The organism is Kribbella sp. C-35 (assembly GCF_046549195.1).
GTDB lineage: Bacteria > Actinomycetota > Actinomycetes > Propionibacteriales > Kribbellaceae > Kribbella.
Map to the genome: position 1 here is coordinate 193439 of NZ_JAJPWG010000005.1, position 18646 is coordinate 212084.

Below are 18646 nucleotides of genomic sequence, written 5' to 3' on the forward strand. Positions count from 1 at the left end.
TCGAGTAGTCAGCGGCCGCCGAGTCCCGACATCGTGATGCCCCGAATGAAGTACTTCTGCGCCGCCAGGAAGACGACGATCAGCGGAACCAACGCGATCAGGGAAACGGCCATCATCAGGTTGTACTGGTCGTCGTACTGGCCCCGGAACATCGCTATCCCGAGCGGGATCGTGAACTTCTCCGGCGACCGCAGATAGATCAGCGGATCCAGATACTCGGGCCAGGTTCCGATGAACGACAACAAGGTCACCGTGGCGATCGCCGGCCGGGACAGCGGCATCATGATCGACCACAGGATCCGCAACTCGCCCGCTCCGTCAATCCGGGCCGAGTCGACCAAAGCCTCCGGAATGCTGGTGAAGAACTGACGGAGCAGGAAGATCAGCAGCGCGGTACCGAAGAAGTTCGGCAGGATCAGCGGAACATAGGTGTCTACCAGGCCCAGCTTGGAGAACATCAGGTACTTCGGCACCAGCGTCACCTGGCCGGGAATCATCATCGTGGCCAGCAAGGCGACGAACATCGGACCGCGCAGCCGCGACCGCAGCCGGGCGAAGGCGTACGCCGGGAGAATGCAGGAGATCAGGTTCCCGAGAATCGACAGTGTGGTCACCAGCACACTGTTCATCAGGAATCGGTTGAACGGCATCGCGTTCCAGCCGTTCGGATAGTTCTCCAGGTGAATCTCGTCGGGCAGGAACTGCGGCGGTGACTGGATGACACTCCCCTCCGACTTCAGCGAGGTGGTCAGCATCCACAGCAGCGGCAGGACGAAGATCGCCGAGGTGAGGATCAGTACGACGTAGGCGCCGGTCTTCTGAATCCGTTGGATCCGTTCAGCCTGCTTGCGGGTATCGCGCTGGTACCCGGGTTCAGGATCCCTCCGTTGCACCGGTCGCGTCTGGACGTCTACTCCGGTCATATTCTTCGCCTACTTGTTCTCGTAGTGGACCCAGCGCCGGGCGACCGCGAACTGAATCGCGGTGAAGACGATGATCATGAAGAACAGCGCCCACGCGATCGTCGAGGCGTAGCCCATCTGGAAGTACTGGAACGCGTAGCGGTACACATAAAGACCCAGCACCAAGGTGGCATTGTCCGGACCGCCGTCGGTCATGAACAAGATCAGCGAGTACGCCTGCAGGCTCCCGATGAAGGCCACGATCAGGTTGAAGAAGATGATCGGCGACACCATCGGAACCGTGACGTGCCAGAACCTCCCCCACCAGCCCGCACCGTCGAGTTCCGCGACTTCGTACAACTGCGTCGGTACACCCTGCAGTCCGGCCAGGAAGATCACCATGGCGTTGCCGGTGGTCCAGACCGACATCATGATCAGGCCGGGGATCGCCCAGTTCTTGTCCAGCAACCAGCCTGGCCCCTGGATCCCGACCAGGCCCAGCAAGTGATTGACCAAGCCGTAGTCCGGATGCAGCACGTTGACCCACAACAGCGCCGTCGCGATGCCGGACAGCACCGAAGGCAGGTAGATGATCGTCCGGAAGATCCCCTGTCCGCGCACCTTGAGATTCAGCATCAGCGCCAGCACGAAGTTGAAGATCACGCCGCAGATCGCGGATCCGGCGCCGAAGTACACGGTGTTCTTGACGGCGATGAGGAAGTTCGCGTCGGCCAGGAGTTCCCGGTAGTTGCCGAGCCCGACCCATTCCGGTGCGGACAGCAGTTCCCACTTGGTGAAGCTGATCACCAGCGAGGCGACGATCGGGCCGCCGGTGAAGAAGATGAACCCGATCAGCCAGGGCAGCGCGAACAGGTGAAACAGCCGGCCTTCACGCCGGGCCAACGGTGAACGCCGGCGAGCGATTCGCGGCCGCCGTAACCGCTCTGGGGCGGCGACGGCGGTCACGCATTCTCCTTCAGGATCGGCCCGACCGTGGACTGGATCTCCGCGAGGCCGTCGGCCAGCGACATCGTGCCGGCCCGCACCTTGTCCCAGGTCACCGTCGCCGTGTCCGTGATCTTCGTTGTCGCCGGTCCCCGCAGCACGCCGTCCGAGGTTCCGTACGTCTTGACCGCCGCCTTGCCGTCCTTGACGACCTGCGCCGGCAGCTTCAGGTCGGCGAGGTTCTGCTCGAACGTCGACAACCGCGACGGCGGCGTCACCCGGAAGTAGCGGTGCCCGGCCGCGGACATGAAGGCGTTCAGGACGATCCATGCGGCCTCGGGATGCTTCGCCCGCTTGGTGATGCCGAACGAGCTGCCGACCAGCGGCGAGAAGCGACCCTGCGGACCACTCGGAATATCCGTCAGACCCCACCGGAACCGATCCGCCTTCGGCAACGTCTGCATCTGCGACAGGATCCACAGCCCGTTGACCGACATCGCGGCATGGTTCCGGCGGAACGGATCGGCAGCCGCGAGGGCCTGCATCTCGGCATTGCTCGGCACCGCCTTGTGCTTCACCGCCAGCTCGACCCAAGGCGCCAGTGCGTCGTGCGCTCCCGGCTCGTTGATCGTCACCGCCGACTCGTCCGGATTCAGGAATCGGCCGCCGTAGGCCAGCAAGTGGGTCGCAGCGAGATCGGCGCTCATCTTCGGCATCGGGGTGTACCCGAAGATCTTGTTCACGCCGCTACCGGAAGTCAGTTCGACAGCGGTCTCCTGCAACTTCTGCCAGGTCCAGGTCGCATCCGGATATTTCACCCCGGCCTTGTCGAAGATGTCCTTGTTGTAGAACAGCAGCTTCGGCGCCGAGTCGGACGGCACCGCATAGTGTTTGCCGTCCTTGATCCAATAGCTGATCGCTTCGGGAGCGAAGTCGTCGACCTTGAAGTCCGGTGTCTTGGCGATGAAGTCATCGAGCGGGGCGAGGATGTTCTTCTTGATCAGATTCGCAGCCCACGCGTACTGGCAATACATCACGTCGGACAGCGACCCGCCGGCCGCCGCGGTCAGGTATTTGGTCAGGAAATCGTCGAACGAGGTGACTTCGCGCTTGATCTGGATGTTGGGGTGCTGCTCACGAAAGAAGTAGGCGAACTGCTGATGCCGCACTTCGGCGTTCTTGTCGGCAGTGATGGCCATCGTGACCGTGACCGGCTTGGTCGGCTCCGGCACATCGGTCTTCGGCCAGGCCAAGGAATGAAAGAGCTCCTTGGCCTCGGCCAGCGGATACATCTCGTTCTCAGGCGGCGCCTTCAAAGGCTCGACGGAGTCGGCATCTCCGCTGCAACCCGAAGCCAGCGGGACGGCTGCTGCCGCCATCGCGGCCAGGCCGAGAACTTGACGTCGCGACATTCCGGTCGTATCCAACCGCCGCAGATTCTCACTGAGCTGGTGCCTCATCTGTGGGACCTCTCATCTGTGGGACATCGGCCACCGCCAGGCCTCACGGGACGTCCGGCACCCAGCTCACAGTCACTCGGCGGGCGCCGCAACAACCCGGACGGAAAGCGCTTACCACGGACGCCGCACTAGACCGCCGGATGAAGCCGCTGTGATTGTGCCCAGCAATCTAGACGGGTTAGTTAACTCAGTCAACGATTGATTTCGGTGTCCGCTTCTGGTATCGCCGCACGACTCTTCGCGACCGACGATCAAGTTGCCTCGGGCAACTGTTCCCAGAGCGACAGCAGCGCACTAAGGTTGGCCCATGGACAAGCAGACCGCTCAGGACTGGCTCGACCAGTACGTCGAGGCGTGGATGTCCTACGATCCGGAATCCATCGCAGGCCTGTTCAGCGACAACATCGCGTACCGCTACCACCCGTACGACGAGCCGATCACCGGACGGGACGCCGTCGTCGCATCCTGGCTAGGACAGAGCACGTCGGACGGCGCCTCCACCCGCGACGCACCCGGCACCTACGAGGCCGAATACTCGCCGGTCGCGGTCGACGGTGACACCGTGGTGGCCACCGGCACTTCGCGCTACCGCGAAGTGCCTGACGGCCCCATCGTCCGCACCTACGCGAACTGCTTCATCATGCGCTTCGACGACGAAGGACGCTGCCGCGAGTTCACGGAGTACTACCTCCGCCGCCCCTGAACTCGGCGCGAGCGGTGATTTCATGGTGGTGTGGAGCACGATCAGGAAGAGATCCTCGATGTCGGGAAGGCTTCGAGACGTGGGCACCGAAGGGCCGGATGGATTCTGGTCCTGGTGGCGTTGCTGAGCCTGATCGTTCTGCGTGCCTCCACGGATCGTCCGTCGCGGCCCTCCGAGGCGATCAACACGATCCCTGACGGACCGTCGGCGAGATCGTGGCCGACGGCGCCCGGCGCCTGTGGGGCGGACACACCACTGCCTATCGTGTCGAGCGAACCACCCGCGGAGCATACGGCGATCCAGGTGCTGCTCGGCGGCGAACGGCTGCGACTCGTCGACTTCGACAGCGGCCGCGCGACGACGCTGCCTGACGCAGTCATCCGTCCGGGCGGGTACGCCGCTGTGCTGGCAGGTGATCCGGTCACGGCGTACGCGACGACCGGGTCGTGCAACGAGACGGCTCCCTACGCAATGTTGCGCATCGGCGCCGATCACCAGGTGAGTCTGATCCGGCCACTCGGTCCGACCGAATGGCCGCTGGCCGATGGCCATCGGGTCTGGATCACTTCCTTCGCCAGCGACATCGACAACCCCTACGGGACGATCGCTCCGATCGCCGGCGGGCAGCGGGTACGGCTGCCGCTCGGCTTCTACGCATCCGCGATCGTGGGCGACACGATCGTCGGGCTGATGCAGCCCGATCCGGGAATCTCACCGACCTGGCTTGCGCTGGTCGATGCGACGACCGGTCGGTTGCAGGCCAAGCTCGAACAACATGTGGCGCCGCTCGCGGCCGGCGCCGGCCAAGTCTTCTGGACCAGCGGCTGTGACGACGACGCGTCACCGTGCACGCTCCACCGTCGGTCGATCGACGGCGGGGAAACCGTTGGATCCCCGCTTCCACGCCACGCTTGCTGCGGTGTCGTCAGCCCCGACGGCACCAGGATGGCGTTCCTGATCGACCGAGCATCGGCAGACCCACGGTTCGACGACCATCCGCTCCCGCCCATGGACATCGCAATCATGCACGTCGACACCGGTCGGATGAGCATCGTGCCGGGGATCGAACTGCCCGCCAGGTCAAAACCCGGGCTGGCCTTCGCCGCCCGCGGTGACTGGTTGGCGATCGCCCTCGACACGGGATCCCGCACCCGGCTCCTCGCCTGGCGCCCCGGCCTGCAGCAGCCGTACGAGACGAACGCTCTTCCAGGCGTTGTCCACGACCCGCCGACCCTCGTTGTCACCACCCACTAACCACCTCGCCGCGGTTTGCCTTCGAGCGCGCTCCAACCCCTAGCGTCACGATCATGAACATGACAAACGGCAACAAGACCTGGATCGTCACCGGCGCGAGCTCCGGCCTCGGACTGGCGTTGGCGGAGGCTGCTTTGAACGCCGGGGAGCGGGTTGTCGGGACGGCTCGTCGCGCCGACCGGTTCGATGCGCTCAAGGCGCGGTACGGGGATCAGTTCCTCGCGATCGAGCACGACGTACGGGACACGTCCACAGCCGCCCAGGTGGTCGAGCGCGCACTGGAGACCTTCGGGCGGGTCGACGTACTGGTCAACAACGCCGGCGCCGGACAGGTCGGCGCAGCCGAAGAGGTCACCGACGAACAACTGCGAGACATGCTCGAACAACACCTCTTCGGCCCCGCCGCCTACGTCCGCGCGGTACTCCCCCACATGCGCGACAACCGCTCCGGTGCGATCGTGCAGATGAGCAGCCAGGGCGGACGAATGTCGTTCCCCGCCGTCGGCAGCTACTCGGCCGGCAAGTTCGCCCTCGAAGGCTGGTCCGAAGCCCTCGCCGGCGAGGTCGAACCGTTCGGCGTCCGCGTGCTCATCGTCGAACCGAGCCGCTTCCGCACCGGGTTCAACGCATCCGACGTACTCAACACCGCCGAGCAGAACGCGACGTACGACGAGGTCATCGGCGCGGTCCGCTCGAACATGGCCGAGGCCGACGGCATCCAGGAAGGCGACCCCGACCGCGCCGCCCACGCAATCCGCGACATCCTCGACGCCCCGGATGCACCACTGCGCCTCCCCCTCGGAGCCGAAGCCGTCCGCAACCTCACCCGCGTCTACCAACGCGACCTCGACGACGTCCAGAAATGGGCGACCGTCAGCCAATCAGCAGACTTCCCAGGCCTACCCCCGGCCGCACGCGCCTTCTAACCCACGAACAACTCGGCGAGACAGGCGCCCTGTGACGTCACGAAGGCGGTGGCTGTCCGGACTTTGAGTCAGGCGACAGCAGGTCGGTCAGCTCGGCCGATCGACGATCCGAAGGGACGGCAACCTCATGAGTAAGCACTTCCTCGAGACAGCGGCGCAGGAGTTCGCGGACGCGACGGCGAAGCCGCCCTTCCTGTACGAACTCGGGCCCGACGGCGCGCGCAAGGTCTTGGACGACGTACAGGCGGCCCCCATCGCCAAACCCGACGTGACCGAGAAATGGATCACCGTCCCGGCCGAGGTCGGGGACGTACGAGTTCGCATCGTGAAGTCCGTCGACGCGGCCGCTGCCCTCCCGACCGTCCTGTACATGCACGGCGGCGGATGGGTTCTGGGCAATGCTGGGACGCATGACCGGCTCGTCCGCGAACTGGCGGTCGGGGCGCGAGCGGCGGTCGCTTTCGTGGAGTACGACCGATCGCCCGAGGCGCAGTACCCCGTGGCGATCGAGCAGGGATACGCGACCGCACAGTGGATCACCGAGCAAGGGACGACCGAGGGCCTCGACGCGACGCGACTGGCGGTGGCAGGTGACTCGGTCGGCGGCAACATGACGGCTGCCTTGGCCCTGCTCGCCAAGCAGCGGGGGGATGTCACGTTCGTCCACCAGTCGATGTACTACCCCGTGACCGACGCCGGCCAGGACACGGACAGCTACCGCGAGTTCGCCGAGGGACCGTTCCTCACGGCGAAAGGGATGGCGTGGTTCTGGGACTGCTACCTGCCGGACCAGGACAGGCGCTCCGAGATCACCGCGTCGCCGCTCCGCGCAACCATCGAGCAGCTCAGGGGACTGCCGGAGGCGTTCGTGATCGTCGACGAGAACGACGTACTCCGCGACGAGGGCGAGGCGTACGCGCGCAAGCTCACGGAGGCCGGCGTGCGTACGACGTGCATCCGCTACAACGGCATCCTGCACGACTTCATGATGCTCAACCCGCTGCGTGAGACAGCCGCCGCGACCGGAGCCGTCGAGCAGGCGATCCACGTGCTGCGCAAGGCTCTCGGCACCGAGTGAGTCATTCAGGCCGTTGCCGCGTCACCACCTGTGACGCGGCAACGTCGCGTAGGGCTACGTGGCCGGCTGAGACCACGTAGCACCCCACGTCGTTCGAGGGCGCGCCGGAACCGCCCCCGCTCGCATGGTGATCCCAAACGGGGCCACGAGCGGAGGGGAGCCGGGAGAATGACGAGCACCGAGCACGGCCGCGGAGACCTCGACGAGGCGGTCGCGACCTTTCTCCGAGTACGACCGCGGTTGATGGCGATCGGCTACCGGATCCTCGCCAGCACCAGCGAGGCCGAGGACATCGTGCAGGAGACCTGGCTTCGCTGGCAGAGGATGGACCGTACGGTCGTGACCAAACCGCACGCGCTCCTGGCGACGATCGCCATCCGGCTCGCGATCAATGTGAGCCAGTCAGCCTCGCGTCGCCGCGAGACGCCGATGAGCCCCTCGACCGCCGAGCGGATCGACGCCGGCAAGGATGTCGAGACGATGGTCGAAGACCGCGATGCGGTCGAACGCGCCCTTCTGGTGGTCCTCGAGAGCCTCGCCCCGAAGGAGCGTGCGGCGTTCGTGCTCCGCGAGGCTTTCGAGTACTCCTATGAACAGATTTCGGACTTCCTCCACCTCGAGTCCGACAACAGCAGGCAACTGGTCTGCCGTGCTCGTAGGCGGGTAGCCACCGCCCCGCAAGCGAGCCTGAGTCCGGCCTCCTACGAGCAGTTCCTGCACGCATTCATCGACGCTGCCCGGAGCGGTGAGCTCACCGGTTTCGAGAAGCTCCTCGCCGCCGACCTGGTCGCCTGAACTAGATCGCCTCGGACGGAACAAACCTCTTCACGAAATCGAGTGCGGTCCGGGCGACCTCTTCCCAGCCGTGGTCGATGGTCAGCGCGTGGCCGCGGTTCGGCATCTTCCTGATCTCGGTCACATCCGGGTTGCGTCGTTGCCGCTTGTAGGCGGCGTTGGCGATCGCCCACGGGACGGTGTGGTCCTTCTCGCCGTCGAGGATCAGCAGCGGGCCCCGGTCGGGATTCTTCGTGTCGACCTTCGACTCGGTCCAGGGGTTCAGGTTGGCGTTGCCCATCTGCGAGAGGGCGATTCCGGAACCGGCCACGTGGTACGTGTCGTACAGCCGGCGCGCCTCGTCGTTGTCGAGAGCGTTCGCCCACGAGTACTTGAACTGGTCGAACGTGAGGGTGATCGCGCGGCCTCGGTACGACGGATTCACCAGGAACGGTCCACTCGCCTTGAGCGCGGGAATGGGTAGCGGCAGGACGCCGCGGAAGACACCCGGGTCGATGGCTACCGTGGCCGCCGCGAGGCCACGGCCCGCGAGCATCTGGGCGACCAGGCCACCCGTCGAGTGCCCCATCACGATCGGCTTCTTGTCCAGCTTGCCGATCACGTCGGCGGTGTGGTCGGCGACCTGCTTGAGCGTCTTCTTGGCGAAGACGTCCGGGTTCCTCCGCGCTCCCGCAACCGTTTCGGGATCGTCAGGCCAGTCCGGCGTGAGCGGCGCGTAGCCGGCCTGTTCGAACAGCTCGACCCAGTTGGCCCAGCTGCTCGGCAGCAGCCAGAGGCCGTGGATGAACACGACCGGGGTACGCCCGGACGCGTTGGCTGCCTCTATTTCCTTGTATTCACGCTCAGAAATGCTTCTGGTGCTCATCACGGCCTCCCTAGCTCCGCGCTGCGAGCTCGATCACTCGCGTCGTCGTCCTGGAGTCGGTCATCAGCCCGAGATGCCCCTCGTCGAACTCCGTGACCTTCGAGCCGGCCCGCTTGGCCATGGCGCGCTGGACGTTCGGCGGGATGATCCTGTCCTCGGCTCCGACCAGGTACCAGGACGGGATCGTCCGCCACGCCGGCGTACCGGACTTGTCGGCCAGGCCGCCGAACGCTCCCGGTCGCTGCGTCGCGTAGACCATGTCCTTCTCCTCACTGCTCAGGCCGGTCGCGAACGATGCGAAGACGGTCGATCGCTTCAGGTACAGGTCAGTGGTCGGTGTCGGCGGTCCGGCCGGCACGAAGTCGAACACCGTCGTCGGATCGGCCGACAGCGCCGAGTCCGGCCCGGCGAGCTCGAGCGCCGTCTCGCCCTCGTCGGGCGCGAACGCGTTCACGTAGACCAGCGCCTTCACATTCGGGAGCCCGGTGGCGGCGTTGGTCACGACCGCACCGCCGTACGAGTGTCCGACGAGGACGACCGGGCCGGGCAGCGTCTGGAGGAACGCCCGTACGGTCGCGGCGTCGCCAGGAAGCGAGCGCAGCGGGTTCGGGATCGCACGCACTGTGTATCCGTCGTCGCGGAGGCGCGTGATGACACGCTGCCAGCTCGACGCGTCGGCCCAGGCGCCGTGCACCAGCACGATGGTGGGCTTCGCCGTATGGGCGCCGGCGCTCACGGCCGGGGTCAGGCCCGCGAAGGCCAGCGCGGCAACGAGGATCGCGATCGTGGGAAGCCGTCGCCGGACACGGCCGGCTGCTTGGTCGAAGGGAATGGTCATCGAACTGTCCTGTTCCGTGCGAAGGACGGCCCCGAAGGCGGTGCCGGAGCCGAACGTGTCGGCTCGTTCCTAAGTCCGAACCGCCGTCCGCCGTGTGACACCGCAGGTACTTCCAGGTGCGGCTTGCGGGGAGTAAGGCTGGGGGATGATCGATTCCCAGAGCACCGAACTGCAGCGCCGCTGCGAGCTGCTGCGGGCACTGCATCGTCCTGGTACTCCCCTGCTGCTTCCGAATGTCTGGGACGCGGCGACCGCGAGTGCTGTGGTCGCGGCCGGCTTCCCCGTCGTCGCGACCACCAGCGGCGGGGTGGCGGCCGCCCTCGGGTACGAGGATCACGAGGGTGCGCCGGCCGACGAGATGCTGGCCGCGGCCGGCCGGATCGCCCGCGCTGTCGGCGTTCCAGTGACGGTGGATGCGGAGGCCGGGTACGGCATGGAGCCGGGTGACCTCGTCGATGCGCTGCGGACCATCGGCGCCGCCGGCTGCAACCTCGAGGATACCGACCACCGGTCCGGCGGCCTCCGCGCTTCGAGTGAGCACGCGAAGTGGCTGGCCGCAGTACGCCGGGCCGCGGCGGAGACGGACTATCCGCTGGTCATCAACGCGCGGGTCGACGTGTTCCTCGGCCCCTTCCTCGCCGGTGCCGGCCCGGACGAGTTGGCGGAGCTCGTGCCGGAGGGTGTCGAGCGCGGTACGGCGTACCTGGAGGCGGGTGCTGACTGTGTCTACCCGATCGGCTTGTGGGAGACCGATGCGCTGCGCGGCTTCAAACAGCAGGTCGGAGGGCCGGTCAACGTGATCCGGCTGCCGCAGGGGCCATCGGTGGCCGAACTGGCCGAGCTCGGCGTGGCGCGGGTGAGCTGGGGCCCGTTCCTGCAGCACGCGGCGATCGCGCGGTTCGCGGACGAGCTGGCCTCGCTCACAGGCTAAGCCGATTCGAGGCGGCTCAGTGGTACGTGGCCGAGTTCCTTCCGCGAGGTGATCTCGAGCTTCGCGAACACCTTCCTCAGGTGCCAGTCCACGGTGTGACGGCTGATGTACAGCTCGGCTCCGATCTCGGGGTTGGACAGGCCGTCCCGCGCGAGTCGTGCGATCTGAGACTCCTGGTTGGTGAGCAGACCGCGAGTCCGGTCGCTGCGGCTGTGGGCCGATCCGCCGGCGGCGAGCAGTTCTCTCCGGGCGCGTTCGGCGTACGCCGCGGCGCCGACCTGACTGAACAGGTCGTGCGCGGTGCGAAGCTGGTGGCGTGCGTCGTTGCGCCGGGCTGCGCGGCGCAGCCACTCCCCGTACAGGAGGTGCGCACGGCCGAGGTGGACGGTGATGCGCGTCTGTTCGAGTCGCTCGATTGCCTCGCGGTACAGGGATTCGGCGGCCCGACCGTCGCTCAACAGTGCGCGCGACCAGGCCTGTACGCCGAGTGCCCAGTCCGTTCCGGCTGCGTCCGTTCGTTCTCGTACGCGGTGCAGGGCGGCTGCGGCCTCGTCCTGTTCGCCGCTCCGACTGGCGGCCTCGACCAGCTCGGGCAGGGCGAAGCTGTAGATGCCCAGGTCGTCGTACTTGCACGCCTCCCGGGCGGCGTCCAGCGCGACGTCGTACCGCCCGAGGGCGTTGTGCAGTACGGCGTTCATGTATCCGACGCCACCGATCGACCGCGCCTCGCCGCGTGCGGTCACGTCCTCGAGATCGGCACGGAACGCGTCCAGCAGTTCCGTCGGATCGATGCCACGCCAGGCGGCGAGCAACATCCGCGGATAGTTCACGGCCGCGCCGCCGGTCGCCGTCGAGATCACCTCGCCCTCTTCCATCAACGCCGACGCGGCCGCGAACTCCCCGGCGTACAGGTGCACGACTGCGCGGTAGCCCAGCGCGAGGGGCAGCCGAGCAAGCGCGCCGGACTCACGACACAGCCGGACCGCCTGGGAGGCAAGCTCGTGCCACTTCAGGTCGTCCCAAAGGTCACCCGCGACCAGCCAGGGCAGCCAGAACCAGTTCAAGATGTCCTTGTCGCCGGTGCCGGCGAACGCATCCAGCGCATCACGCAGCGGCGCGACCGCGGTCACGTAGCCATCCGTGAACCGGGTTGCCAGACCATCGAGGAGAAGGTCTGTGGGTCGCAACGCCGGTCGCACCGAGAGGGCATTGCGGGAGGCGACCGCGACTTCGTACGAGCCGACGGCACCATGCAGGCGGCCGGCGTAGATCGTGGCGCCGAGCGCCTCCAAGCCACCAGAGCCTCGACGCGATTGGCAAGTACTCCAACCCGTCGTACACAAATCGTGACTAGGCAAACGCGCGTAGCCGCGCCTTGGCTCCCCTCTCGACGAACAGTGGCACGAAGTCCCGGATCGGGACCTCGTCGAACTCGGGGCGGGACTGGCTCACGACCTGGGCGACCTGTTCCGCGGGAACCTGCGGAAACTGCTTCGCCAGGCGGTCGACCACCTCACTGATCGCACGCTCCTCATCTGACCTGTCCATCAGACCACGATGCGCTCCGAGCCCGACCCGAACAAGCCTCGTACAACATTTGACCAACTTTGCGCGACTCTGACATCCGGGCGCCGGCCAGGGGCTTCACCAGGGACGGCCACGGGCGCGACGGGCCGGCGGCGGTAGGACCGTCGACGGTATGAGTACCAACCGAGTCAGCCTGGCGAACGCGCACCGGGTGAGGGTCGTCGACCAGGCCGACGTTGCCCGCCTCACCGCCGTACCTGAGCCGCGCACGGACCTCGTCGCCCGGCTTGCCACCGTCCCGGGGCTCGTCCGCCCCGGAATCGCGCACTGGGACCTGAAGACCCGTCTCCCCCTGCATCCGCTGTCGAACGAGAACGCGTACGGCGACCCACGGTTGCTGCACGACCTCGCCGTGCCAGGCGCTGCCTTCGCCCGTCGGCTCGGCGTGGACGTCATCGTCGGCGCGGAGACCGGCGGCATCCCCCTCGCCACCGCCGTCGCGCTGGCCGGCGACCTTCTTTTCGCGTTCGTCCGCAAGCCCGGGTACGTCGGGCACGAGGACCGCGAACCACGCGTCCGTGGCGCGTCCGTCGCCGGCCGGCGAGTACTGCTCGTCGACGACGCGGTCTCGTCGGGTACGGCGCTGGAGGCCTTCGCCGACGAACTCCAGAGTGAAGGCGCGGACCTCGTCGGTGTCTTCACCCTCGTCGACATGCGCGACGTCGCCACGTCGGTCGCGCCGATCGCCACGACTCTCCCGATCGAGTCCATCGCGACCTACCTCGAGGTACTCGCGGCAGCCACCGACCACGGCGTACTCGATCCCGCGACCCACGACCTCGCCGTCGACGCCCTCGTCAACCACTGGCCCGACAACGACCCCCGCTGGTCGCTCCTCGACCACGCCGCCTGATCAGGGTCGCTGGTGTGCGGGTACGAAGGCGGTTCCGGTGGCTGCTTCCTCGGCGCGGATGATGTGCATGATGGCGTTGATCATGGCCAGGTGGGTGAAGGCCTGCGGGAAGTTGCCGAGCTGGCGGCCGCTGAGCGGGTCGATCTCCTCGGCGTAGAGACCTAGCGGGCTGGCGTACGACAGGAGCTTCTCGCACAGCGCGGTGGCTTCGGCCAGTTCGCCGATCTCCACCAGCGCCGAGACCAGCCAGAACGAGCAGATCGTGAACGTCCCCTCGGTACCGTGCATCCCGTCATCGGTCTCCGAGACGCGGTACCGCAGGACCATGCCGTCTTCGGTCAGCTCATCCGCAATCGCCCGTACGGTGGCCCGAACCCGCGGATCATCAGCCGGCAGGAACCGCAGCAACGGGAGCAGCAACAGCGAGGCGTCCAGCGTGCTAGCGCCGTACCGCTGGACGAAGACTCCCCTGTCGTCGACACCGTTGGCACAGATGTCAGCGCGGATCTCGTCGGCGACTGCCTCCCAGTCGTCCGCGAATCCGGGCTCGTCGTGCAGCCGGGCCAGCTTCGCACCCCGATCCATCGCTACCCAGCACATCAGTTTGGACGAGGTGAAGTGCTGCGGTTCCCCGCGTGATTCCCAGATCCCGTGGTCGGGCTCGCGCCAGTGCTTCGCCGCGGCCTCGGCCTGCTGCTTGAGGAACGGCCACAGGCTTTCCGTCACCTGATCGCGGGTTCTGGCGTGCAGGTACACCGAGTCGAGGATGGCTCCCCACACATCGTGCTGACACTGGAGAAACGCGGCATTGCCGACCCGGACCGGTCTCGCGCCTTCGTAGCCGGTCAGGTGGTCGAGGATCTGCTCGGGCAGCTCGCGTTCACCGCCGATGCCGTACATGATCTGGATGTCCTGAGCACAGTCACACATCTCGGTGAGGAAGCAGAAGAAGTCGTTCGCCTCGCGATCGAGCCCGATCGTGTACAGCCCCCAGAGCGCGAACGTGGAGTCCCGGACCCACGAGTAGCGGTAGTCCCAGTTCCGCTCCCCGTACGGCGTCTCCGGCAGGGACGTCGTCGCGGCCGCGAGCAACGCCCCGGTGGGTGCGAAGGTGAGTCCTTTCAAAGTGAGCGCGCTGCGCACCAGATGTCTGCTCCACGGGTGATCCGGAAACACACCGACATTGATCCATTGCCGCCAGTACTCGGCCGTTCGGCCCATCCGCTCGACGGCCTCCGCCCAGATCCGCGGCGGCGACAGGACCGACCACGAGAGTGCCACGAACGCCGTATCGCCCTGCGACATCCGAGTCCGCGCCTGCGCCGTACGGCCCTCGAGACCCAGCCGTAGGTCGGTCGTCAGCTTGAGAGTGACATCGTGATCCAGGCCCGGGCAGTCAGCCACCGCGTCGCCGTACCCGGGACCGTCGTACCGCCAAGTCGCTTCCCGGCGGCCGTAGCCGAACATCGGCTCGCACACCATCGAGAGATCCACTGCGCCACTGACGCACTTGACGGTCCGCAGCATGCAGTGCTCGGCGTCGTAATCGGTCGGCGTCCGCCGATGATTCACCGAGCGCTCCGAAACGTTGTGCCACGGGCCCATGAGCAGCGCATCACGGACGATCAGCCAACCCGTCGGCGACTTCCAGGTCGTTTCGAGCATCAGGCTGCCTGGCAGATACCTCCGCGCCGCCGGCACTTGTACGCCGTAGGGCCCGAGCCGAAAGCTGCCCGCGGCACGATCGAGAACCGCTCCGAACACGCTGGGCGAGTCGTGCCGCGGCAAACACATCCACTCCACCGCACCACTCGGTGCAATCAGGCAGTTGGACTCACAATCCGACAGGAAGGCGTAGTCGGCGATCGGCGGATAGGCACTCCGTCGTGGCCCTGGATGCGACCCATCGCCGACACCTCTCAGGGACTCAGTCACGGCCACCCCCTCCGCCATTGCACGAACCTCGTCCGCCACCCCAACCATCATGACCGACAACACTCGCGCTGACGCACCCCGAACCGAAGGTGCGCCGGACGGAACTGCCATCCGGTGGCTGCTTGTACGCGGCCCGCCACACAAAGTACGGTGCCTTGTTCAGCGCCGCTCAGCGCCGGCGGCAAGGGGGTTTCATGTTCGGACTCACGAATGCCGAGCTGCTCGGGCTCTCGGCGTTCGCAGCGGTGATCGCTGTCGCAGGCAATCTTCTTGCCTTGGTGCTGCGCGAGCTCGTCCTCGCACGCTCCTACGATCGGTGGAAGGAGCGCCGGTCCCTGCGGGCCGTCTATCAGCAATACCGCGATCCGATCGCGCTGTCGGGGCTTGAGTTGTTGTCTCGAACGCAGGAGATCGCTCGGGTCTATCCACCGGACTTCCTGCGCTCCGACGTTCTGAACCAGCACCCTGGCCGCCTGGCGACCGTCGGGAGCGATGATCCGTACTTCCGGCGCTACAAACTCGTCAGCAGCGCCTACCGTCTCTGCGCGTTTCTCGGATGGCTGGAGTTGTATCGCCAGGACGTCACCTTCCTGGACACCGGCCGCCGACGTGGCAACGCGGCCCTTGACGCGCTCCTCAGCAAACTGCGCGCCGCACTCGCTGACGGGCACCTGAATCAGGCGGCCGACTGGCAGGACTGGACGGATCGGCTGATCTTCCGCGAGGAGCAGCGGGCGATCGGAGCGGCGATGATCCGAGACATCGGCTCGCGACGGATGGTGATGGGCTACGAGGAGTTCCGCACGTTCTTCGACGAGCCGGATGACCATCCCTGGTGGTTGCATACAGCAACCAGCTTCCTGCTGGACCTCGAGCAGACCAAGGACTTCCGGCAAGAACGGCTCCGGCTCCTCGAGCAACACCTAGGCGGGTTGATCGCCGTCCTCAACCCGTCGGCCCGCCGACGGTAGCTCACGCACACCGCGTCCAGCGCGGGAAGTCGTCCATCCCGGGCTCGTGGCTCAGGGTGACCGCGACCGGTACGTCGATCCTCGGGCGCTTCGCGTTGTGGCGATAGTCGGAGTACGAGCGGAACGACGTACCGATGGATCCGGTCGTCCAGTAGAGCGTGAGGACGGTGCAGAGGGTGTCGCGGTCGAAGACGGACTCGAGATCGCCGTGGCAGTCGCTCCAGGCGCGATACTTGTCGATGATCCACGCCGCCAGACCAACCGGCGAGTCGGCGAGGGCGGCTGCGATCGGTCCGCCCGGGAGTTCGGAGTACAGGAATCCCGGAAGCGACGGCACGACGTCGACATCCAGCCGATCCAGCAACGGCAACATCTCCACGAAGGAGCTGTGCGCGCGGCCCAGTCGAAATCGTTCGCCCAGTACTCCACGAGCGAGAGCGCACGACCCGCGGGAGTCCGAGGCCGTTGCCCGGCGCACCACACTTGATTATGGGTAGCCTCGACACACCTAAGGCTGTGCTGGACAGGTTCGGGTTATGAGTGAGCATTCACCGCCGGAGCGGGAGGCGCGGTTCGTCGGGCTGTTCGAGGCGACGTACGTCGACCTCGTCCGGTTCGCGCAGCGACGGGTGCCGGAGGCACAGGCCGAGGACATCGTGGCCGAGGCGTTGCTGGTCGCGTGGCGCCGATCCGACGACGTACCGACAACTCTGCCGGACGCCCGCGCCTGGTTGTTCGGCATCGCGCGGAACGTCATCCTCAACGTTCATCGTGGGGCGCGACGGCAGGCGGCACTGGCTGTACGTCTCGCCGAGATCAGAACCGTTGCCCCCGACGACACCGAACTCGTGGCCCGGCAGGTCGATCTCAGACGAGCGTGGGACAAGCTCACCGCCGTCCATCAAGAGGCGCTGGCGCTCTCGGTCCTCGACGACCTCACCGCGCCCCAGGCCGCGACCGTCCTCGGCATCTCCCCCGTCGCGTTCCGGTTGCGGCTCAGCCGCGCCCGCCGCGCGCTGCGCGCCTTCGTCGGGCACGCCCCGGCCCACACTCCCGAAAGGCAACTCTCATGACCCGTATCGACGACCTCCTCAAGGCCCTGGACCCGGCGGTCACCGACGCCGACCCGAACAGCCCGCGCGCACAGGCCGATCTACGACGGATCCTCGCGACCGAAACCACACCGGTACGTCGACGCAAGCGGCCTGCCAGCCGGATCGCCGCGGCAACCGGCGCGATCGCTGCCACGGTGACCGCCGTACTCGTTCTGACCTCAGCTCTCGGTGGCGACCGCGCCTTCGCCACCTGGACCGCGACACCGACCGGACTGTCGGCAGACGAGCGCGCCGACGCCGCCAACTCCTGCCGCAAGCACCAGAAGTCAGGCAGCCCGGAGTATCGCGATCAGCTGTCCAAGGCAACCACCGCGATCGCGGAACGCCGCGGCGTCTGGACGCTCGTCGTACTCGCTGACCAGAACGGGTTCGGCGCACTGTGCATCACCGACGACTCGCGGCACCTCTTCCGCAGCTACTTCGGGTCCATCGGAACAACGCCAGCAGGCGACCGCCCGAATCCACGCGGCCTGACCCCGATCAGCCTCGGCACCGGCTCCATCGACGACAACAACCTGTCGGTAGCCGCCGGCCTCGCCGGAGCGGACGTCGCGACCGTCACCTACACCAGCCCCACCCGCGGCAAGATCACCGCAACCGTCAACGCCTCCCAGTTCGCCCTCTGGCTGCCGGGCGACGACCTGACCAACGCCAACCAAGCAGGCGTCCCGGTCCAGGTCACCTACCGCGACGGCACCACCGCGACAGTCACCTTGCGCCTCTGATCAGCCGGTCTTGTGGCGTGCGCCGCCCTCGAGGTGGATGGTCTCGCCGGAGATGAAACCCGCCTGGAGGAGCCACATCACCGTATCGACGACGTCTGACGTCTCGCCGTGGCGGCCGACCAACGTGCCGGTCGCGCTCTTGTCCAGCAAGGCTGTCTTCTTGTCGCCGAGGCGGTCCCAGGCGCCGGAGTCGATGACACCGGGCGAGATGGCGTTGACCCGCACCGGAGCGAGATCCGCCGCGAGATGGCGCGCGACGTACTCGACCGCACCGTTGGTCACGCCCTTGACCAGCGAGCCCGGCCCGGGACGCCAGCCGACGACGCCGGAGAACAACACGATTGAACCCGTCGGACGCAGCACCGGCGCGAAATGCTTGGCGACCAGCATCGGTCCGATCACCTTCGCTGTGAACGCTTCCGTCAGCTTGTCGCGATCCAGTTCGACAGCACGAACGTCGTGCGGCGCCGAACCAGTCGTCACGATGTGATCGACCCCATCCCCCAACTGCTCGGCGGCGGCCGAGATCGTCGTCTCGTCCTGCAGATCGATCCGTACGGCGCTCGCGCCGATCTCCCCCGCCAGCGCCTCCGCGGCGGCCAGATCACGTGCTCCGACCACCACGTCGTACCCGTCCTTCGCCGCCCGCCGCGCAACCGCCGCCCCCAGCGCCCGCGCACCGCCGATGACCAGGATCCGCTCCATGCGTCTCACTCCCTCTCGTAGGATCGAGACACGACAGTATGGATTTGATACCGGTATC

20 protein-coding genes are annotated in these 18646 nt (G+C 66.7%); 10 read left to right on the forward strand and 10 right to left on the reverse strand.

Features of this window, described 5'->3' with window-relative positions; genetic code table 11:
- Positions 1–8: 8 nt before the first annotated feature.
- The 3 genes from ACLJOO_RS31315 to ACLJOO_RS31325 are packed head-to-tail and all read right to left on the reverse strand — an operon-like array spanning position 9 to position 3259.
- A complete protein-coding gene (locus ACLJOO_RS31315) occupies positions 9–923 on the reverse strand; it encodes a carbohydrate ABC transporter permease (protein ID WP_410791139.1) in 915 nt (304 codons plus the stop codon).
- A 9-nt stretch (positions 924–932) separates the two neighbouring features.
- Entirely contained in the window at positions 933–1868 is a 936-nt protein-coding gene (locus ACLJOO_RS31320) for a carbohydrate ABC transporter permease (RefSeq protein WP_410791140.1), read from the reverse strand.
- Positions 1865–3259: an ABC transporter substrate-binding protein gene (locus ACLJOO_RS31325; protein WP_410791142.1), complete on the reverse strand. Its 1395-nt coding sequence runs from the start codon at positions 3257–3259 to the stop codon at positions 1865–1867. Before ACLJOO_RS31325 ends, ACLJOO_RS31320 begins: the two co-directional genes overlap by 4 nt.
- 355 nt (positions 3260–3614) lie before the next feature.
- Between ACLJOO_RS31325 and ACLJOO_RS31330 the strand changes: the two genes are divergently transcribed.
- The 5 genes from ACLJOO_RS31330 (at position 3615) to ACLJOO_RS31350 (ending at position 8063) form a co-directional block, all read left to right on the forward strand.
- Entirely contained in the window at positions 3615–4010 is a 396-nt protein-coding gene (locus tag ACLJOO_RS31330) for a nuclear transport factor 2 family protein (protein WP_410791143.1), read from the forward strand.
- A 114-nt stretch (positions 4011–4124) separates the two neighbouring features.
- The gene (locus tag ACLJOO_RS31335) at positions 4125–5264 is read left to right on the forward strand and encodes a hypothetical protein (RefSeq protein ID WP_410791144.1); all 1140 of its coding nucleotides are present in this window, start codon (positions 4125–4127) and stop codon (positions 5262–5264) included.
- Between the two features lie 53 nt (positions 5265–5317).
- The gene (locus ACLJOO_RS31340) at positions 5318–6190 is read left to right on the forward strand and encodes an SDR family NAD(P)-dependent oxidoreductase (RefSeq protein WP_410791145.1); all 873 of its coding nucleotides are present in this window, start codon (positions 5318–5320) and stop codon (positions 6188–6190) included.
- A gap of 127 nt (positions 6191–6317) precedes the next feature.
- Positions 6318–7268: an alpha/beta hydrolase gene (locus ACLJOO_RS31345; protein ID WP_410791146.1), complete on the forward strand. Its 951-nt coding sequence runs from the start codon at positions 6318–6320 to the stop codon at positions 7266–7268.
- Between the two features lie 168 nt (positions 7269–7436).
- Complete coding sequence (locus ACLJOO_RS31350; protein ID WP_410791147.1) at positions 7437–8063, forward strand: sigma-70 family RNA polymerase sigma factor; 627 nt, start codon at positions 7437–7439, stop codon at positions 8061–8063.
- 1 nt (position 8064) lies between these two features.
- On the opposite strand, the gene ACLJOO_RS31355 is transcribed toward ACLJOO_RS31350, so the two are convergent.
- Positions 8065–8928, reverse strand: coding sequence for an alpha/beta hydrolase (locus tag ACLJOO_RS31355; RefSeq protein WP_410791148.1), 864 nt, complete (start codon positions 8926–8928; stop codon positions 8065–8067).
- 10 nt (positions 8929–8938) lie between these two features.
- Positions 8939–9766, reverse strand: coding sequence for an alpha/beta fold hydrolase (locus tag ACLJOO_RS31360; protein WP_410791149.1), 828 nt, complete (start codon positions 9764–9766; stop codon positions 8939–8941).
- Positions 9767–9911: 145 nt separating this feature from the next.
- Here ACLJOO_RS31360 and ACLJOO_RS31365 point away from each other — a divergent pair, with 145 nt between their 5' ends.
- The gene (locus ACLJOO_RS31365) at positions 9912–10697 is read left to right on the forward strand and encodes an isocitrate lyase/phosphoenolpyruvate mutase family protein (RefSeq protein ID WP_410791150.1); all 786 of its coding nucleotides are present in this window, start codon (positions 9912–9914) and stop codon (positions 10695–10697) included.
- On the opposite strand, the gene ACLJOO_RS31370 is transcribed toward ACLJOO_RS31365, so the two are convergent.
- On the reverse strand, positions 10694–11989 hold the full coding sequence (locus tag ACLJOO_RS31370) for a helix-turn-helix transcriptional regulator (protein WP_410791151.1): 1296 nt from the start codon (positions 11987–11989) through the stop codon (positions 10694–10696). The genes ACLJOO_RS31365 and ACLJOO_RS31370 overlap by 4 nt on opposite strands.
- A 58-nt stretch (positions 11990–12047) precedes the next feature.
- Positions 12048–12245, reverse strand: coding sequence for a three-helix bundle dimerization domain-containing protein (locus ACLJOO_RS31375; protein ID WP_410791152.1), 198 nt, complete (start codon positions 12243–12245; stop codon positions 12048–12050).
- Positions 12246–12396: 151 nt separating this feature from the next.
- Between ACLJOO_RS31375 and ACLJOO_RS31380 the strand changes: the two genes are divergently transcribed.
- Positions 12397–13137, forward strand: coding sequence for an orotate phosphoribosyltransferase (locus ACLJOO_RS31380; protein WP_410791153.1), 741 nt, complete (start codon positions 12397–12399; stop codon positions 13135–13137).
- Here the strand turns inward: ACLJOO_RS31380 and ACLJOO_RS31385 are convergent, their stop codons facing one another.
- Entirely contained in the window at positions 13138–15078 is a 1941-nt protein-coding gene (locus ACLJOO_RS31385) for a glycoside hydrolase family 15 protein (RefSeq protein WP_410791883.1), read from the reverse strand. It lies immediately after the preceding gene.
- Positions 15079–15266: 188 nt separating this feature from the next.
- On the opposite strand from ACLJOO_RS31385, the gene ACLJOO_RS31390 reads away from it, so the two are divergent.
- Entirely contained in the window at positions 15267–16043 is a 777-nt protein-coding gene (locus tag ACLJOO_RS31390) for a hypothetical protein (protein WP_410791154.1), read from the forward strand.
- A gap of 1 nt (position 16044) precedes the next feature.
- On the opposite strand, the gene ACLJOO_RS31395 is transcribed toward ACLJOO_RS31390, so the two are convergent.
- Positions 16045–16422 (reverse strand): hypothetical protein, encoded by a 378-nt coding sequence (locus ACLJOO_RS31395; RefSeq protein WP_410791155.1) that lies wholly within the window; start codon positions 16420–16422, stop codon positions 16045–16047.
- Between the two features lie 157 nt (positions 16423–16579).
- Here ACLJOO_RS31395 and ACLJOO_RS31400 point away from each other — a divergent pair, with 157 nt between their 5' ends.
- Both ACLJOO_RS31400 and ACLJOO_RS31405 read left to right on the forward strand, forming a co-directional pair.
- Positions 16580–17116: an RNA polymerase sigma factor gene (locus ACLJOO_RS31400; protein ID WP_410791156.1), complete on the forward strand. Its 537-nt coding sequence runs from the start codon at positions 16580–16582 to the stop codon at positions 17114–17116.
- Positions 17113–17883: a hypothetical protein gene (locus ACLJOO_RS31405; protein ID WP_410791158.1), complete on the forward strand. Its 771-nt coding sequence runs from the start codon at positions 17113–17115 to the stop codon at positions 17881–17883. Before ACLJOO_RS31400 ends, ACLJOO_RS31405 begins: the two co-directional genes overlap by 4 nt.
- Here the strand turns inward: ACLJOO_RS31405 and ACLJOO_RS31410 are convergent, their stop codons facing one another.
- Entirely contained in the window at positions 17884–18588 is a 705-nt protein-coding gene (locus ACLJOO_RS31410; RefSeq protein WP_410791159.1) for an SDR family oxidoreductase, read from the reverse strand.
- Between the last annotated feature and the right edge of the window lie 58 nt (positions 18589–18646).

Bases quoted from the DNA above. Each gene is read 5' to 3' on its own strand.
- ACLJOO_RS31355 (WP_410791148.1), bottom strand. From the start codon at position 8,928: ATGAGCACCAGAAGCATTTCTGAGCGTGAATACAAGGAAATAGAGGCA.
- ACLJOO_RS31400 (WP_410791156.1), top strand. From the start codon at position 16,580: ATGAGTGAGCATTCACCGCCGGAGCGGGAGGCGCGGTTCGTCGGGCTG.
- ACLJOO_RS31360 (WP_410791149.1), bottom strand. From the start codon at position 9,766: ATGACCATTCCCTTCGACCAAGCAGCCGGCCGTGTCCGGCGACGGCTT.
- ACLJOO_RS31330 (WP_410791143.1), top strand. From the start codon at position 3,615: ATGGACAAGCAGACCGCTCAGGACTGGCTCGACCAGTACGTCGAGGCG.
- ACLJOO_RS31390 (WP_410791154.1), top strand. From the start codon at position 15,267: ATGTTCGGACTCACGAATGCCGAGCTGCTCGGGCTCTCGGCGTTCGCA.
- ACLJOO_RS31365 (WP_410791150.1), top strand. From the start codon at position 9,912: ATGATCGATTCCCAGAGCACCGAACTGCAGCGCCGCTGCGAGCTGCTG.
- ACLJOO_RS31405 (WP_410791158.1), top strand. From the start codon at position 17,113: ATGACCCGTATCGACGACCTCCTCAAGGCCCTGGACCCGGCGGTCACC.
- ACLJOO_RS31410 (WP_410791159.1), bottom strand. From the start codon at position 18,588: ATGGAGCGGATCCTGGTCATCGGCGGTGCGCGGGCGCTGGGGGCGGCG.
- ACLJOO_RS31325 (WP_410791142.1), bottom strand. From the start codon at position 3,259: ATGTCGCGACGTCAAGTTCTCGGCCTGGCCGCGATGGCGGCAGCAGCC.
- ACLJOO_RS31340 (WP_410791145.1), top strand. From the start codon at position 5,318: ATGAACATGACAAACGGCAACAAGACCTGGATCGTCACCGGCGCGAGC.
- ACLJOO_RS31350 (WP_410791147.1), top strand. From the start codon at position 7,437: ATGACGAGCACCGAGCACGGCCGCGGAGACCTCGACGAGGCGGTCGCG.
- ACLJOO_RS31345 (WP_410791146.1), top strand. From the start codon at position 6,318: ATGAGTAAGCACTTCCTCGAGACAGCGGCGCAGGAGTTCGCGGACGCG.
- ACLJOO_RS31315 (WP_410791139.1), bottom strand. From the start codon at position 923: ATGACCGGAGTAGACGTCCAGACGCGACCGGTGCAACGGAGGGATCCT.
- ACLJOO_RS31380 (WP_410791153.1), top strand. From the start codon at position 12,397: ATGAGTACCAACCGAGTCAGCCTGGCGAACGCGCACCGGGTGAGGGTC.
- ACLJOO_RS31375 (WP_410791152.1), bottom strand. From the start codon at position 12,245: ATGGACAGGTCAGATGAGGAGCGTGCGATCAGTGAGGTGGTCGACCGC.